The sequence below is a fragment of the Pseudomonas zhanjiangensis genome (assembly GCF_041027545.1).
Classification (GTDB): Bacteria; Pseudomonadota; Gammaproteobacteria; order Pseudomonadales; family Pseudomonadaceae; genus Aquipseudomonas; species Aquipseudomonas zhanjiangensis.
The window spans coordinates 166,018-180,085 of record NZ_JBFTEG010000005.1 but is presented as its reverse complement, the minus strand read 5'-3'; the positions used below and the strand labels follow the sequence as shown (position 1 = coordinate 180,085).

Here is a 14,068-nt window from a genome sequence, read left to right as displayed (position 1 = left end):
ACAAAACAACAACAGGACCTCACGCCATGACCCTGCGAATCGCCATCAACGGCTTTGGCCGCATCGGCCGCAACGTACTGCGCGCCCTCTGTACCCAGGATTATCGTCGGCAGCTGCAGGTCGTGGCCATCAACGACCTGGGTGACAGCGCCCTGAATGCCCACCTGCTCAAGTACGACAGCGTACACGGCATCTTCGACGCCAGCGTCGAGGCCGACCAGGAAGGCCTGTGGGTCAACGGCGACCGCATCGCCGTCAGCGCCATCCGCAACCCGGCCGAACTGCCGTGGAAGGCCCACCAGGTCGACGTGGTGTTCGAGTGTACCGGCCTGTTCACCGAACGCGACAAGGCCGCCGCCCACCTCGCCGCCGGCGCGCGCAAGGTGATCATCTCGGCGCCGGCCAAGGGCGTCGACGCCACCGTGGTCTACGGCGTCAACCACGACATTCTGCGCCAGTCCATGCAGGTTATCTCCAACGCCTCCTGTACCACCAACTGCCTGGCGCCGGTGGCCCAGGTGCTGCACCGTGAACTGGGCATCGAACAGGGGATGATGACCACCATCCACGCCTACACCAACGACCAGAACCTGTCCGACGTCTACCACAGCGACCCCTACCGCGCCCGCTCGGCGACCCAGTCGATGATCCCGACCAAGACCGGCGCCGCCGAGGCGGTCGGCCTGGTCCTGCCGCAACTGGCCGGCAAGCTGACCGGCATGGCCGTGCGGGTGCCGCTGATCAACGTGTCGCTGGTCGACCTGTGCCTGCAGGTCAAACGCGACACCAGCGGCGACGAGATCAACGCCCTGCTCCAGGCCGCCAGCCAGGACTCGCCGGTGCTCGGCTATAACAGCCTGCCGCTGGTGTCCTGCGACTTCAACCACAACCCGCTGTCGTCGATCTTCGACGCCAACCACACCAGGGTCAGCGGCAGGCTGGTCAAGGTCATGGCCTGGTACGACAACGAATGGGGCTTCTCCAACCGCATGCTCGACAGCTGCCTGGCCCTGTGCAACGCCCCTTGAAAGCGACCGTACCGCCGCGCCGTCTGTTCGGGTCGATGACGCCTTTTTCCTCCCCCATACCGATTGATGGATGGATAAAACCTCATCCACCCTACGGGGTCGCAGGCTCCGCATCCGAACCCAGGATCTACCAGACCACTGCGGGAATCGCTCCATGAGCCGAATCAGCTTCACCACCGCCACCCTGCCGGCGCGCAAGCGCATCGCCCTGGTCGCCCATGATCACTGCAAGCAGTACCTGCTCGACTGGAGCGAGCGCCAGCGCGACAGGCTAGCCCGCCACCACCTGCTGGCCACCGGCACCACCGGCCAGCTGCTCGGCCAGCGCCTGCAACTGCCGATCGAGAGCATGATCAGCGGCCCGCTGGGCGGCGACCAGCAACTGGGCGCGCGCATCGCCGAGCGCCGGGTCGACATGCTGGTGTTCTTCTGGGACCCCTTCGAGCCGCAGCCCCACGACCCCGACATCAAGGCGCTGCTGCGGGTCGCCGCGGTGTGGAACATCCCGGTAGCCTGCAACGAAAGCAGCGCCGACTACCTGCTCGCCAGCACCCTGATGGAGCAGGCCCACGACTACCGCATCCCGGACTACGACAGCTACCTGCAAGGCCGCCGCTAGGTTCCGGAGCGGCCCTCGGCGCCCGAGCGGGCGGCGCCTGCCAGCCAATCGCGGCCCGACGGTTCCGCGCGATTTTTTCGCTCCCGCGTTGTAACAACACCTGTTTTGCCTAGTCTGTAGCGGTAAGAACGGCAACTCGAACGCCGCTCGCCTGATCCAATCACCGCAATGGAGCAACCCACCATGAAAGATACCGCCACCCTGACCGTTTCCGCCGCCAGCCTGGCGCTCGCCCTGGGTACCGCCCTGGCCCTCTCCAGCGCGCCGCTCACCGCCCAGGCCGCGGACAACGAGAAATGCTTCGGCGTCGCCATGCAGGGCAAGAACGACTGCGCCGCCGGGCCCGGCACCACCTGTGCCGGCACCTCGAAGATCGATTATCAGGGCAACTCCTGGAAATTCGTGCCCAAGGGCACCTGCGAGCAGACCGCTTCGCCGACTTCGCCGACCGGCTTCGGCCAACTCGAAGCCTTCGAAGAAGTGAAGCAGTCCTGAGCGAACGGCGCCGGAGCCCGGATGATGAGCAATCATGCAGCCCACGACCTCGGCCTCCGCGCCCCCGCGGCCGACGCCCGGCTTCCCAGCCGGGCCGGCATCGGCCTGAAGCCGCAACACTTCCAGCAGGTCCTCGACGGCGAGCCCGCGGTCGGCTTCTTCGAGGTGCATGCGGAAAACTACCTGATGGCCGGCGGCCCCAGCCACCACTACCTCGGGCTGATCCGCGAGCGCTATCCGCTGTCGATCCACGGGGTCGGCCTGTCGATAGGCGCGCAGGAACCCCTCGACCGCGATCACCTGGAGCGCATCGCCGCACTGCTGCAGCGCTACCAGCCCGAATCTTTCTCCGAACACCTGGCCTGGTCGAGCCATGGCGAGTTGTTTCTCAACGACCTGCTGCCGCTGGCCTATGACGCCGCCACCCTCGAGCGCGTCTGCGCGCACATCGACTTGGTGCAGAGCCGCCTGCAGCGCCAGCTGTTGCTGGAAAACCCGGCCAGCTACCTGCAGTTCGCCGGTTCGACCATGGACGAGGCCGCGTTCATCGGCGAGGTGGTGCGTCGCACCGGTTGCGGCCTGCTGCTGGACGTCAACAATGCCTATGTCTCCAGCATCAACCACCACTGGGATGCGCGCACCTACCTGCAGGCCCTGCCCCTGCACGCCGTCGGCGAGATCCACCTCGCTGGCTTCGCCGAACAGCGCGATGCGGCGGGCGACCGATTGCTGATCGACAACCACGGCGCGCCGGTGGACACCGCCGTGTGGCAGCTCTACGCCGAGCTGCTGCAGGCGCTCGGCCCGACCCCGACCCTGCTCGAGCGGGACAACGACATTCCCGCCCTGGCGGTGCTGGTGGACGAAGCGCAGCAGGCACAGGCCCTGCTCGACGGCGTCGCGACCCGGCAGCAGGCCCGCGCATGAACAGCCAAGGCGAATTCGTCGCCGCCCTGCTCGACCCCGAGCGGGATTGCCCGGCACAGCTGACCAGCTGGAACGGCTCGGACCCGAGCGCGCGCTTCAGCGTCTACCGCAACAACGTGCTGAGTTCGCTGATCGACGCCCTGGCCGACAGTTTTCCGGTGGTGCAGCAACTGGTGGGCGAGGAGTTCTTTCGCGCCATGGCCGCCGTCTTCGTCCGCCACTCGCCGCCGCGCACCCGGGTGCTGGGCGAGTACGGTGCCGGCCTGGGCGACTTCATCCAGGGCTTCGGCCCCGCCGCCAGCCTGCCCTACCTGGCCGACGTGGCACGCCTGGAGTGGCTGCGCATTCGCGCCTACCAGGCCGCCGACACGGCACCCCTGGCGAGCGACACCCTGGCCACCGCACTGGCGACGCCGGATCGCCTCGGCCAGTTGCAGCTGCAACTGCAACCGGCCCTCGGCCTGCTCGACTCCAGATTCGCCGTGGTCTCGCTGTGGGCCGCCCACCAGGGCGCGTTGCAGATCGCTCAGGTCGACCCCTACCAGGCGCAGAGCGCCCTGGTCCTGCGCAATGGTCTGCACGTCGAGGTGATTGGTATCGCCAGCAGCGACAGCCTGTTCATTCACGGCCTGGAACAAGGCCTGGCGCTGGCGCAAGCCGCGCAACAGGCCCATGAACTCGACCCGCAATTCGACCTCGGCCGCTGCCTGGCCCACCTGCTGCGGGCCGGGGCCATTACCCATTGTGCGTACGCATCAACCGAAGGCCACTGCCATGAGCCACGATAGCCCCCTGTCCCACGCCAGCCTGCCGGCGCGCCTGATCGCCCAGGCCGTCGACCTGTGCAAGCTGATCCCCTACAGCCTGATCGCCTTCATCGGCCGCTTCGCGATTGCCGCGACCTTCTGGAAATCGGGGCAAACCAAGGTCGAAGGCCTGGCCATCGACATCGTCTCCGGCACCTTCGAACTGGGCATGCCTAGGCTATCGGCCTCCGCCGTGCCGCTGTTCGAGTACGAGTACCAACTGCCGCTGCTGCCGCCGGAACTGGCCGCGCAACTGGCCGCCTTCAGCGAGCACTTCTTCCCGCTGCTGATCCTGCTCGGCCTGGCCACGCGCTTCTCCGCCCTGGCCCTGCTCGGCATGACCCTGGTCATTCAGTTGCTGGTCTATCCCGGCGCCTACCCGACCCACGGGGTCTGGGCCGCCGTGCTCCTGCTGCTGGCGGCCAGGGGCCCGGGCGTGCTGGCCTTCGACCAGCTGATTGCCCGGCATTACGGCTACAACCGCTAGGACGGCCGGGCATCGCCGGCGCTGCAGCACTCACGACTGTCCAGCGCCTCCAGCAGGCAGCAGTGCTCGGCCTGTTGGCTGTCGCAGCCGGCCAGCTTGCTCAGTTCGGCCTTCATCCGCTGCAGATCCTGAATGCGCGCCTCGATGGCCTGCAGGTGTTCGTGCACCAGGCGGTCGGCTTGCGCACAGGGGCTGTGCGGCTCACCGGCCAGGGCCAGCAGCGCCTTGATCTCCTCCAGGCTGAAGCCCAGCTCGCGGCCCCGGCGAATGAAGCGCAGCCGGCGCACGTCGATCGCCTGGTAATGGCGATAGCCGGACGCACTGCGCAGGGGCTCGGGCAGCAAGCCGCTACGCTCATAGAAGCGAATGGTTTCCAGATTGACCCCGCTCTCGCGGCTCAGCGCACCGATGGTAAAGGCCTTAGCCATGGCTTGACTCCGTAGCGACTACAGGGTTTAGCGTACAGCGCAAACCCTCAAGGAGAAAGCCCATGGCCGGTCACTGCTGCAACAGCCAACCCACCCGTCCCTCGTCACGCTACCGGCGCATCCTGTGGATCGCCCTGGCGGTCAACCTCGGCATGTTTGTCGTGGAGATGGCCGCCGGCGCCCACGCCGGCTCGACTTCGCTGCTGGCCGACTCGCTGGATTTCCTCGGTGACGCCGGCAACTATGCCATCAGCCTCTGGGTGCTCGGCATGGGCGTCGTCGCCCGCGCCAGGGCCTCGCTGTTCAAGGCGCTGTCGATGCTCGCCTTCGCCCTCGGCGTACTCGCCACCGCCCTCTGGCAGCTGATGAACCAGACGCTTCCCGATGCCCCGACCATGGGCAGCGTGGGCCTGTTGGCCCTGTTCGCCAACCTGGGCGTGGCCGCCTTGCTGTATGCCTACCGCGACGGCGACAGCAACATGCGCAGCGTCTGGCTGTGCACGCGCAACGATGCCCTGGGCAATATCGCCGTGCTGCTGGCCGCCCTCGGGGTGTTCGGCACGGGAAGCGCCTGGCCGGACCTGCTGGTGGCCTTCGGCATGGCCAGCCTGGCGCTGACGTCGGCCTATCAGGTGACGCTCCAGGCGCGCCAGGAAATGCTCTCGGCCGTGCCACAGACCTGAAGCGGCCGCGGCCGGCCTCGCTTGCCCGACGCGGCCCTTGCCGTTCGGGCGACGCCCATACGCTATACATTAAATATATGTTGTACAAGTTTTGTAGAGGTGTAGATTAGGCAGCGCAAAGGCTCTGTCGAGCCTCCAGTTACCGTCTTGCCTCGCACAGGAACCCTCCAATGCCTAATCAACTCAGCATTGCCCAGCGCCTGGGTCTGGGATTCGGCCTGATCGCCACCCTGATGATCTTAGTCGCGCTGATCGGCATTAATCGGGTCGGCCTCATCGACCGTACGCTGACCGAAATCAGCGACGGGGCCGCGACCAAGCAGCGCTATGCGATCAACTTTCGCGGCAGCGTGCACGACCGGGCCATCGCCATTCGCGACGCGGTGCTGGTGCGCGACGACCTCGCACTGCGTGGGCACCTGAACGAGATCGAGCGCCTCGAGGCCTTCTACCAGGCCTCGGCCAGTCCCATGGACCAATTGCTGGCGGAAAACGGCGCAACGACCGAAGAGATGCGCCTGCTCGGTGCAATCAAGGCCATCGAGGTCTCGACCCTGGCGGCCACCGAACAGCTGCTGGCGCTGCGTCGGAGCGGTGACATCGAAGGCGCTCAGGCCCTGCTACTGAGCCAGGTCGCACCCGACTACAGCCAATGGCTCAAGGCGGTCAACGCCTTCATCGACTACCAGGAAGCGGCGATAGGTAAGGGCATCAGGCAGGTGCGTGACGCCGCGGGGGGCTTTCAGCTGCTGATCCTGCTGGTCACCGCCCTAGCCGTGCTGCTGAGCGTGGCGGTGTCGTTGCTGATCATCAAGAAGATCAAATCCATCCTGGGTGCCGAGCCCCACGAAGTGGCCCGGATCATCCGCCGCCTGGCCGATGGCGAACTGAACCTGAGCGTCGCCACCCGTCACCCCGATAGCGTCATGGGGGCGGTGCACACCATGCTCAAGCACCTGGCCGACACCATCGTCCAGGTACGATCGGCGGCCGCAGAGCTGACCCACTCGTCAAACCAGTTGCTCGGCACCTCGCAGAACAACAACCAGCAGATTCGCCTGCAATCGGGCGAGGCGCAGCAGATGGCCGCGGCGATCAACCAGATGGCGGCGACCGTCAGCGAGGTGGCCAGCTATGCAGCCAGCGCCGCCGCGGCGACCCGCAATGCCGATGTCGAAGTGGAAACCGGCAATCGCCTGGTTGGCCAGACCGCCAACGCCATCCAGGAACTGGCGCGCACGCTTGAGAGCGCCGCCGATACCGTCCAGCAGGTCTCCCAAGACAGCGAGGCGATAGAGACCATCATCGCGGTGATTACCTCGATCGCCGAGCAGACCAACCTGCTGGCGCTCAACGCCGCCATCGAGGCGGCCCGCGCCGGCGAACACGGCCGCGGCTTTGCCGTGGTGGCCGACGAAGTCCGTTCCCTGGCCACCCGTACCCAGCAGTCGACCCAGGAAATCCGCGGCATGATCATCAAGCTGCAGGACGGGGCCGGCAAGGCCGCCGAGGTGATGCGCCAGAGCCGCAGCCTGGCGCAACAGACCGTGGCCCAGACCAACCTGGCCGAACAGGCGCTGAGCAAGATCCGCCACGAGGTCGGCGCGATCAACGACATGAATGCGCAGATCGCCAGCGCCTCCGAACAGCAGAGCGCGGTTGCCGAGGAGGTCAACAAGAACATCAGCCGGATTCACGATGCCACAGTGGAAACCTCGGCCGGCTCCGATCAGGTGGCGTCCTCCAGCCGCGAACTGGCCACCCTGGCCGACCGGCTGCAAACCAAGGTCAGCTTCTTCCGGGTCTGAGGCGGACCGCAGGCGCTGGCAGCTTCGCCTGCCACTGGCGGCCGTCGGCATGGCCCGCCAGGCACTGCCGGTGGCCTGTCAGCTGATGCTCCAGGTGCGCCAGGAAATGCTCTCGGCCATGCCACGGCCCCGCAGCGCCGCCGGCCTCAGAAGTCCACCCGGCCGCGGCCGGCCTTGATCGCCCCACGCTTGCTCTTGCCATCCAGGCGACGGCGCTTCGAGCCCAGGGTCGGCTTGGTCGGGCGGCGGGCCTTCTCGGTCTTGCCGGCCTCGCGGATCAGTCCAGCCAGACGCTCCAGCGCATCGGCGCGGTTCTGCTCCTGGGTACGGTATTGCTGCGCCTTGATGATGACCACGCCGTCCGCGGTGATACGGCTGTCGCGCAACGCCAGCAAACGCTCCTTGTAGAAGGGCGGCAGCGACGAGGCCTGGCTGTCGAAACGCAGGTGCACCGCGCTGGACACCTTGTTGACGTTCTGCCCGCCGGCGCCCTGGGCGCGGATGGCGGTCAGCTCGACTTCATCGTCGGGCAGATGGACGCTGTTGGAAATCACCAGCATGGCAAGCGCTTCGGCAGGAATGTGGCCCTAGGATATACCCAGGCCCGGCCAGCTGCATGGGTCACTCGCCCGTCCCGTCGCGCGCCGGGCGCCGATCCCGGTCCGCGCCCCCCCCGAGCGGGCAGCCCCGGCGCTGGCCGCTACGATGGCAACCAGCGGCTTGGCAGCCGCTTGGTCCAGACCGTACACTGCGGCGAAATGTGTCCGCCGGAGTGCGACACGCAAAATAAGAAACGGGCATGCAGACAGTCGTTCGCCGCATAGCCCGAAGCTCCGCGGTCATTTGCCATGCCCTTCCATCGCTGCCTGCTCGCCCCTGCGCTCTGCTCTTTGCTGTTCACTCTCGACGCCGTCGCCAACGACAGCTGGCAGGACCCACCCGCGCAACCGGTGATCCTCACGGTGACCGGCGAGCTGGGCTGCTGCCCCACGGGCCAGGCACTGTTCGACCTGCAGCGCCTGGACGCACTGCCGCAAACCGAGGTCAGCACCCTGACTCCCTGGACCGGCCAGCAGGACAGCTACCGCGGCCCCAGGCTCAGCGTGCTGATCGAGCAGCTGGGGGCCAGCGGCGACTGGCTCCAGGCAACGGCACTGAACGACTATGCCACCCGCTTCAGCCTCGAGGCTGCCCGGCAATACCCGGTGATCCTGGCGACCCACAAGAATGGCCAACCGATGAGCGTGCGCGACAAGGGCCCCATCTGGATCATCTACCCCTTGAGCGACTACCCCGAGCTGCGCAAGGAAGAGCACCAGCAGGCCATGGTCTGGCAACTGAAAACCCTGCAGGTCGGCCGGTAATTGCCCATGCATCGGCTGCGCTACGCATTTCTCGCCTTGGTGACCCTGGGCTTTGCCGTCGGCATTGGCACTTCGCTGATCTACAACCAGCGCAATACCCACATCGCCTCCACCCGTATCCAGATATCGGCCTGGTCGCTCGCGCAACTGGAATTCGAGCACCAGCGTTTCGTCAACAGCCTGCGCTTGTACCGGGCCGGCGGCGCCACGCGCGAAGAGCTGCGGCTGGACTTCGAGCTGCTCTGGAGTCGCCTCGAGGTCTTTCTCACCGGCGAGGAAAACCGACCGATTCGCCAACGCTTCAATGCCCAGGCCCTGGTCACCGAACTGTTCGAGCAGCTGCGCGGCGATGAGCGCCTGCTGCTCGGCCCGGGGCTGCAGCCGGGACCGACGATCGACCCACTGATCGCGCGCTACCAGCGCTACCAGCAACCGATCCACCAGCTGATCATCAACAACTTCACCGGGCCGCAAGCGGCGCGCATCGCCGACGACCTGCGCGACAACCTGCGTCTCAATCAAATCCTCCTGCTCGGCCTGCTGTTTTGCGGCGGCGGTCTCAGCCTGCTGCTGTACCAGGAGGCACGCAAGAACCGGCTCATGGCGCGCGTCGATGCGCTGACCAACCTGCCCAACCGCAACAGCTTTCAGGCCCGGCAGAACAGCTCGAGCCCAGCCGACTACCGAGCCCTGGCAGTGATCGAGCTGAGCAACTTTCGCGCGCTCAACGAGCACATCAGCCATGAGGCCGGTGACCGACTGCTCAGCCGGGTTGGCGAAACCCTCGAGCGCCTCAAGCCCAAGGACAGCTTCGTCGCCCGGATGGCCGGCGATGAGTTCGTCATGACCTTTCCCCAGGCATTTCCCGAAGAACTGGTCCTCGGCACCCTGAACAGTCTCAGCTATGCTCTGACCTTCGACTTCCAGAACGACAAGCACCCCTTCCAGGTGGCCACCCGGATCGGCCTGAGCCACAACCCCGACAGCAGCCTCGACCTGCAGCAGCTCTACTACTGCGCCACCCTCGCCCTGCGCGAACTGGGGCTGAAGAAGAACAAGGGCATCGAGGTATTCAGTGAGGCCATCAGCAGCCGCTACCTGCGCAGCCAGAACCTGCTGGGCGATCTCAAGCGCGCCCTGGCCACTCCGTCGGGCTCGGGCCTGTGCCTGCACTACCAGCCGATCGTCGACCTGAGCGGCGCCAGGCCGGGGGTCGAGGTATTGCTGCGCTGGCAGCATCCCGGGCTCGGCTACGTGCCCCCACTGGAAGTGGTGGAACTGGCCGAGAACAATCAACTGGGCCCGGCGCTGGGCCAGTGGGTCCTGTGCCAGCTCAAGCAGGACCTGCTGACCCTGCCGCACAGCCTGCGCAGTTCGCTGTATTTCTCGATCAACATCTCCGCCTCGCAGTTCAGCCTGAGCCTGGCGGAGGAACTGGGCCAATGGCTGGCCGACGCACCTATTCTCGCCAGCCAGCTGCTGGTGGAAATGACCGAATCGATCTCCATCGCCAACTTCCAGGACGGCTCGAAGATCCTGCGCCAACTCAACGATCAGGGCATCGAGGTGGCCCTCGACGACTTCGGCACCGGCTACTCGTCGCTGTCCTATCTACGCGAACTGCGCGTACAGCGGATCAAGATCGACAAGGCCTTTATCCAAGGCATCGGTCACAACCGGCAACTGCAAAGCGTGGTGCGCAGCATCATCGAGCTGTGCCATACCTTCAGTTTCAAGGTGACCTGCGAAGGTATCGAGGATGAGCAGGATGCCCGCCAGGTGCTCGCCCTGGGCAGCGATCACGCCCAGGGCTACTGGTATGGCCGGCCCATGCCCCTGCAGGCCCTGGTCGCCTGGCACCAGGAACAGCCGCGACGGCCCGCCAATACGACCAGGCCAGCTGCCATCAGCCACCTTGCGTCCTGACTCCCGCCCCGGCGGTTGAAACCTTTGGTTTGAATTTCCGGGCAGCCGCCCGGGCGACTCAGGGTGTACCGTTATTGCTCCTGCTCGACGGATTGCAAGGCGATGGATTCGATTACACAGGCGGCGCTCGGCGCGACGCTGCAGGGCGCCATGCTCGGCCGCTGGCAGGGCCGCAAGGCGCTGCTGTACGGCGCCCTGCTCGGCACTCTGCCCGACCTGGACGTGGTCATCGACTATGGCGACGCCGTGGCGCAGATGACCTATCACCGCGGCTTCAGTCATTCGCTGTTCGTCCTGTTCGGCGTGGCAGTGGTGCTGACCTGGCTGACTCGACGCTTTCGCCCGCACCCCGGCTATACGACGCAACGGCTGTTCGCCACCCTGGCGCTGGTGCTGCTGACCCACCCGCTGCTGGACAGTTTCACCAGTTATGGCACTCAGCTGTTCTGGCCATTGACCCCGGTACCGACGGCACTGTCCAGCGTGTTCATCATCGACCCGCTGTACACCCTGCCCCTGCTGATCGCCGTGTTGCTCGGTCTGGTCTTTGGCCTGCACGACAGAACCGCCAGGCTGCCGCACCTGGCCCTGGCCCTGTCGACCCTCTACCTGGCCTCGACCCTGGCCGGTAAAGCCATGGCCGAGCGACGCGTGGAGGCACAGCTGGCCGAGCAAGGCATTCAGGCCCAGGCCCTGTTCAGCACGCCGACGCCGTTCAACAGCCTGCTCTGGCGAGTGATAGTGCTCGACGGCGACTACTACCACGAGGCGCTGGCCGGCTGGTTCGACACCCAGCCGCCCAAACTCAGCCGCCTGCCGCGTGGCACGGCGCTGGCACAGGTGCTGGCCGGTTCGCCGGCGCATCAACGCCTGGCCTGGTTCACCAATGGCGTGCTGCGCTACGACCTGATCGACGAGCACCTGGTGGTGACCGACCTGCGCCTGGGCATGACCGGCACCCACCCGTTCCGCTTCGATTTCGCGGTGCGCCGCGACGGCGCCTGGCAGCTCAATCAGCAGGTCGATCGCTGGCCGCTGGAGCGGGTCGAGCTGCAACGCCTGCAGCTGCTCTGGCAGCGCATCTGGCATCCCCAGGTCGAAGTGCCCCTGCTGGCCTGGGCCAGCCAGCTGGGGCCGCCTATGCTCGGCGCCACGCAGCCCGCCTGCGGCAACGAGCGCGAGCAGTGCTAGGCAGCGCCGGCAACGCTACTCGACCGCCTAGGTGCGAAACTGCGCCACCAGGCCCTGCAGCTCGCTACCCAGGCGCGCCAGCTCGGCGCTGGAGGTCGCGGTCTGCTGACTGGAGGCGGCGCTCTGCTCGCCGATATCGCGCACCCGGGTCACGCTCTCGCTGATGGTTTCCGCCACCGCGCTCTGCTCTTCGGCGGCGGCGGCGATCTGCTGATTCATCTGCTCGATGGTGCTCACCGCCTGGGTGATGCGCCGCAAAGCATCGCCGGCCTGGCCCGCCAGGTCGACGGTACGCTGAGTCAGGCTGCGGCTGCTGTCCATCTGCTCCACCGCGCCCCTGGCCATGCGCTGCAGGCTGGCGATCAGCCCTTCGATTTCCTCGGTCGAGTCGTGGGTGCGCCGCGCCAGGGCGCGCACCTCGTCGGCGACCACGGCGAATCCGCGGCCCTGATCGCCAGCCCGCGCCGCCTCGATGGCCGCGTTCAAGGCCAGCAAATTGGTCTGCTCGGCGACGCTACGGATCACCTCGAGCACACCGCCGATACGCTCGCTCTCCTGATTCAATGCCTGGATCGCCTCGGCCGACTGGTCCACTCCGATCGCCAGACGGTCGATCTGCTCAACCGCCTGCTGCACCACCTGGTTGCCCTGCTGCGCCTCACGATCGGCCTCGCGCGCGGCAACCGAGGCCTGCTCGGCATTCTGCGCGACCTCCTGCACGGTGGCGGCCATCTGGTGCATGGCGGTGGCGGTCTGCTCGGTTTCCATCTTCTGGCTCTGCACCCCGGCACTGGTCTGCGCGGTGATCGCCGACAGCTGCTCGGCCGCCGTGGCGATCTGGCCGACACCGCCACCAATGCGCCCTACCAGATCGCGCAGGCTGCCGGTCATGCCCTGCAGGGCCGCCATCAACTGCCCCAGTTCGTCCTTGCGTTGCAGTGGCAGATCCTGGCTCAGGTCGCCTGCGGCGATGCGCTGGGCAAAGGTCACGCTCTGGCGCAGGGGAGCGACGATCGAACGAGAGATCAGCAGTGCGGCGCAGAGCCCGAGCACCAGGGCACTGATCCCCATGACGCCGAGGAAGATCAGCTCGCGCTGGCTTTCATCTGCCATCTGCTGTTCTTTACCGACCTGAGCCTGCTCGGCCAGATCCAACACCTGCTGGGCCTGCGCGAGCATCTGCGCCTCGCTGGCCTGGCTCTGTCCACGCAGCTGCTGGTAACCGGCAAAGGCCTGCTGATAGGCCGTCAATGCCTGCAAGGCGACATCGACGGCGCTTTGCTGATCCTCGTTGAGCCAGATTTTCAGGCTGGTGGCAGTGTTTTGCAGGTCGCTGCTGACGGAGCCCCACTCCTCCAATGCCTCGCTCGAGCCATCGATGATGTAGAGGCTTTCGTAACCGCGCAGATCGAGCATCCGCTTGATCAAGCCGGACGCCGTTTCCGCCAGGGTCAGCGGATCACTGCCGCGCAGCTTGTCGCCTTGCAGGCGCAGTTCGCGCACCGCGTCATACATATCCAGTTCGACGCCTTCGAACTGGTTACGCGCCTCCGCCGCCGCCGCGCTCATCTGCTCGCGGGCCTCGAGGGCCCTGGCCTGCAGCCGAACGAAATCGTCGAACTGCTTCTGATAGTCCAGCATCGCCTGCTCCATGAGCTGCAGGTGCGCCTTGTTCGCTGCACCAGCCTGTCGAACCTGCTCGCTCAGCAGTTCCCGGGCGCTGCCGAGCTGGGTGCGCATGCGCTCGGCGCTCTCCGGCGTGCGACTCAGGGCAAAATCGCGCTCGAAGCGGCTGGCCTGGAGAATCTGCGCACCGATCGCCGACAAGCGGCCAACCTGGTCATGCCCCTGCGATACCGTCTGCACGGCCAGAAAGCCGCCGCTAGCCACGGCGACGGTCAACAGCAGAACCAGGCCGAAGCCACACAGCAGTTTCTTGCCAACGGCCAGGTCGGTGAACAGGTGGGCGGCAGATAGTGACATGGGATACGACTCCACTCTTGTTATTCGGCACGCCAGCCGGCGCAAGGGCAGCAATGCAGGGCTCGATTGCAGCTAGCCGTTCGAGGCAATACCTGTACCAATCTATCGAGTCTGTTCCACTAGCATCGGCGGCGCTGGCCGATACCTGAGGCCGGCGCTCAACACGGCGACGACTCAAGCGCGCTCGGACGCCGCAGTTGTCGGGGCTAAGTGTGGCCGGATAACGGCGATCGGCGTCCTCGCTGACGGACTGGGGCAAGGCGGCGGGTGTTCTTCAAGCACCAGCCAACGGCGGAATGTCGCCACCCCGTGGCGGACATCCA

The 14,068-nt window shown here is 66.3% G+C and carries 14 protein-coding genes and 2 pseudogenes; 12 read left to right on the top strand and 4 right to left on the bottom strand.

Annotated elements, in window-relative coordinates:
- Nucleotides 1-26 precede the first annotated feature (26 nt).
- From gap to AB5S05_RS09060, 6 genes are all read left to right on the top strand, one after another.
- Complete coding sequence (gene gap / locus AB5S05_RS09085) at nucleotides 27-1,028, top strand: type I glyceraldehyde-3-phosphate dehydrogenase (protein ID WP_369287180.1); 1,002 nt, start codon at nucleotides 27-29, stop codon at nucleotides 1,026-1,028.
- Between the two features lie 154 nt (nucleotides 1,029-1,182).
- Nucleotides 1,183-1,647: a methylglyoxal synthase gene (locus AB5S05_RS09080; RefSeq protein ID WP_369287179.1), complete on the top strand. Its 465-nt coding sequence runs from the start codon at nucleotides 1,183-1,185 to the stop codon at nucleotides 1,645-1,647.
- 183 nt (nucleotides 1,648-1,830) lie between these two features.
- A complete protein-coding gene (locus AB5S05_RS09075; protein WP_369287178.1) occupies nucleotides 1,831-2,142 on the top strand; it encodes a BufA1 family periplasmic bufferin-type metallophore in 312 nt (103 codons plus the stop codon).
- 21 nt (nucleotides 2,143-2,163) lie between these two features.
- On the top strand, nucleotides 2,164-3,069 hold the full coding sequence (gene bufB / locus AB5S05_RS09070; protein WP_438943559.1) for an MNIO family bufferin maturase: 906 nt from the start codon (nucleotides 2,164-2,166) through the stop codon (nucleotides 3,067-3,069).
- Nucleotides 3,066-3,857 carry an HvfC/BufC family peptide modification chaperone gene (locus AB5S05_RS09065; RefSeq protein ID WP_369287176.1) on the top strand — a complete coding sequence of 264 codons (792 nt, stop codon included), beginning with the start codon at nucleotides 3,066-3,068 and terminating at the stop codon, nucleotides 3,855-3,857. The genes bufB and AB5S05_RS09065 overlap by 4 nt, the downstream gene beginning before the upstream one ends.
- Nucleotides 3,844-4,362 (top strand): DoxX family protein, encoded by a 519-nt coding sequence (locus AB5S05_RS09060; RefSeq protein ID WP_369287175.1) that lies wholly within the window; start codon nucleotides 3,844-3,846, stop codon nucleotides 4,360-4,362. Before AB5S05_RS09065 ends, AB5S05_RS09060 begins: the two co-directional genes overlap by 14 nt.
- Here the strand turns inward: AB5S05_RS09060 and AB5S05_RS09055 are convergent.
- The gene (locus AB5S05_RS09055; protein ID WP_369287174.1) at nucleotides 4,359-4,790 is read right to left on the bottom strand and encodes a MerR family DNA-binding protein; all 432 of its coding nucleotides are present in this window, start codon (nucleotides 4,788-4,790) and stop codon (nucleotides 4,359-4,361) included. The two genes, AB5S05_RS09060 and AB5S05_RS09055, sit on opposite strands and share 4 nt — an antisense overlap.
- Before the next feature lie 62 nt (nucleotides 4,791-4,852).
- Between AB5S05_RS09055 and AB5S05_RS09050 the strand changes: the two genes are divergently transcribed.
- The 3 genes and pseudogenes from AB5S05_RS09050 to AB5S05_RS22140 all read left to right on the top strand — a co-directional run bounded on the left by AB5S05_RS09050 (nucleotide 4,853) and on the right by AB5S05_RS22140 (nucleotide 7,281).
- Nucleotides 4,853-5,473: a cation efflux transmembrane domain-containing protein gene (locus AB5S05_RS09050; protein ID WP_369287173.1), complete on the top strand. Its 621-nt coding sequence runs from the start codon at nucleotides 4,853-4,855 to the stop codon at nucleotides 5,471-5,473.
- 170 nt (nucleotides 5,474-5,643) lie between these two features.
- Nucleotides 5,644-6,153: pseudogene (locus AB5S05_RS22145) on the top strand (MCP four helix bundle domain-containing protein); the annotation flags it as partial.
- 246 nt (nucleotides 6,154-6,399) lie between these two features.
- On the top strand, nucleotides 6,400-7,281 hold the full coding sequence (locus tag AB5S05_RS22140) for a methyl-accepting chemotaxis protein (RefSeq protein WP_438943561.1): 882 nt from the start codon (nucleotides 6,400-6,402) through the stop codon (nucleotides 7,279-7,281).
- Nucleotides 7,282-7,427: 146 nt separating this feature from the next.
- On the opposite strand, the gene arfB is transcribed toward AB5S05_RS22140, so the two are convergent.
- Nucleotides 7,428-7,841 (bottom strand): alternative ribosome rescue aminoacyl-tRNA hydrolase ArfB, encoded by a 414-nt coding sequence (gene arfB / locus AB5S05_RS09040; RefSeq protein WP_369287171.1) that lies wholly within the window; start codon nucleotides 7,839-7,841, stop codon nucleotides 7,428-7,430.
- 288 nt (nucleotides 7,842-8,129) lie between these two features.
- Here arfB and AB5S05_RS09035 point away from each other — a divergent pair, with 288 nt between their 5' ends.
- From AB5S05_RS09035 to AB5S05_RS09025, 3 genes are all read left to right on the top strand, one after another.
- Nucleotides 8,130-8,645, top strand: coding sequence for a putative pterin-binding protein (locus tag AB5S05_RS09035; protein ID WP_369287170.1), 516 nt, complete (start codon nucleotides 8,130-8,132; stop codon nucleotides 8,643-8,645).
- 6 nt (nucleotides 8,646-8,651) lie between these two features.
- Nucleotides 8,652-10,571 carry a putative bifunctional diguanylate cyclase/phosphodiesterase gene (locus AB5S05_RS09030; protein ID WP_369287169.1) on the top strand — a complete coding sequence of 640 codons (1,920 nt, stop codon included), beginning with the start codon at nucleotides 8,652-8,654 and terminating at the stop codon, nucleotides 10,569-10,571.
- Between the two features lie 102 nt (nucleotides 10,572-10,673).
- Nucleotides 10,674-11,762, top strand: coding sequence for a metal-dependent hydrolase (locus AB5S05_RS09025; RefSeq protein WP_369287168.1), 1,089 nt, complete (start codon nucleotides 10,674-10,676; stop codon nucleotides 11,760-11,762).
- A gap of 27 nt (nucleotides 11,763-11,789) precedes the next feature.
- Here the strand turns inward: AB5S05_RS09025 and AB5S05_RS22135 are convergent, their stop codons facing one another.
- Together AB5S05_RS22135 and AB5S05_RS22130 are read right to left on the bottom strand one after the other, a co-directional pair.
- Nucleotides 11,790-12,530 carry a methyl-accepting chemotaxis protein gene (locus tag AB5S05_RS22135; protein ID WP_438943560.1) on the bottom strand — a complete coding sequence of 247 codons (741 nt, stop codon included), beginning with the start codon at nucleotides 12,528-12,530 and terminating at the stop codon, nucleotides 11,790-11,792.
- 114 nt (nucleotides 12,531-12,644) lie between these two features.
- A pseudogene (locus tag AB5S05_RS22130) lies at nucleotides 12,645-12,833 on the bottom strand (HAMP domain-containing protein); the annotation flags it as partial.
- Between the last annotated feature and the right edge of the window lie 1,235 nt (nucleotides 12,834-14,068).

What these genes read in the sequence shown, in the direction of transcription:
- gap (WP_369287180.1), top strand. Translation starts at nt 27, where the DNA reads ATGACCCTGCGAATCGCCATCAACGGCTTTGGCCGCATCGGCCGCAAC.
- AB5S05_RS09080 (WP_369287179.1), top strand. Translation starts at nt 1,183, where the DNA reads ATGAGCCGAATCAGCTTCACCACCGCCACCCTGCCGGCGCGCAAGCGC.
- AB5S05_RS09075 (WP_369287178.1), top strand. Translation starts at nt 1,831, where the DNA reads ATGAAAGATACCGCCACCCTGACCGTTTCCGCCGCCAGCCTGGCGCTC.
- bufB (WP_438943559.1), top strand. Translation starts at nt 2,164, where the DNA reads ATGATGAGCAATCATGCAGCCCACGACCTCGGCCTCCGCGCCCCCGCG.
- AB5S05_RS09065 (WP_369287176.1), top strand. Translation starts at nt 3,066, where the DNA reads ATGAACAGCCAAGGCGAATTCGTCGCCGCCCTGCTCGACCCCGAGCGG.
- AB5S05_RS09060 (WP_369287175.1), top strand. Translation starts at nt 3,844, where the DNA reads ATGAGCCACGATAGCCCCCTGTCCCACGCCAGCCTGCCGGCGCGCCTG.
- AB5S05_RS09055 (WP_369287174.1), bottom strand. Translation starts at nt 4,790, where the DNA reads ATGGCTAAGGCCTTTACCATCGGTGCGCTGAGCCGCGAGAGCGGGGTC.
- AB5S05_RS09050 (WP_369287173.1), top strand. Translation starts at nt 4,853, where the DNA reads ATGGCCGGTCACTGCTGCAACAGCCAACCCACCCGTCCCTCGTCACGC.
- AB5S05_RS22140 (WP_438943561.1), top strand. Translation starts at nt 6,400, where the DNA reads ATGGGGGCGGTGCACACCATGCTCAAGCACCTGGCCGACACCATCGTC.
- arfB (WP_369287171.1), bottom strand. Translation starts at nt 7,841, where the DNA reads ATGCTGGTGATTTCCAACAGCGTCCATCTGCCCGACGATGAAGTCGAG.
- AB5S05_RS09035 (WP_369287170.1), top strand. Translation starts at nt 8,130, where the DNA reads ATGCCCTTCCATCGCTGCCTGCTCGCCCCTGCGCTCTGCTCTTTGCTG.
- AB5S05_RS09030 (WP_369287169.1), top strand. Translation starts at nt 8,652, where the DNA reads ATGCATCGGCTGCGCTACGCATTTCTCGCCTTGGTGACCCTGGGCTTT.
- AB5S05_RS09025 (WP_369287168.1), top strand. Translation starts at nt 10,674, where the DNA reads ATGGATTCGATTACACAGGCGGCGCTCGGCGCGACGCTGCAGGGCGCC.
- AB5S05_RS22135 (WP_438943560.1), bottom strand. Translation starts at nt 12,530, where the DNA reads ATGGAAACCGAGCAGACCGCCACCGCCATGCACCAGATGGCCGCCACC.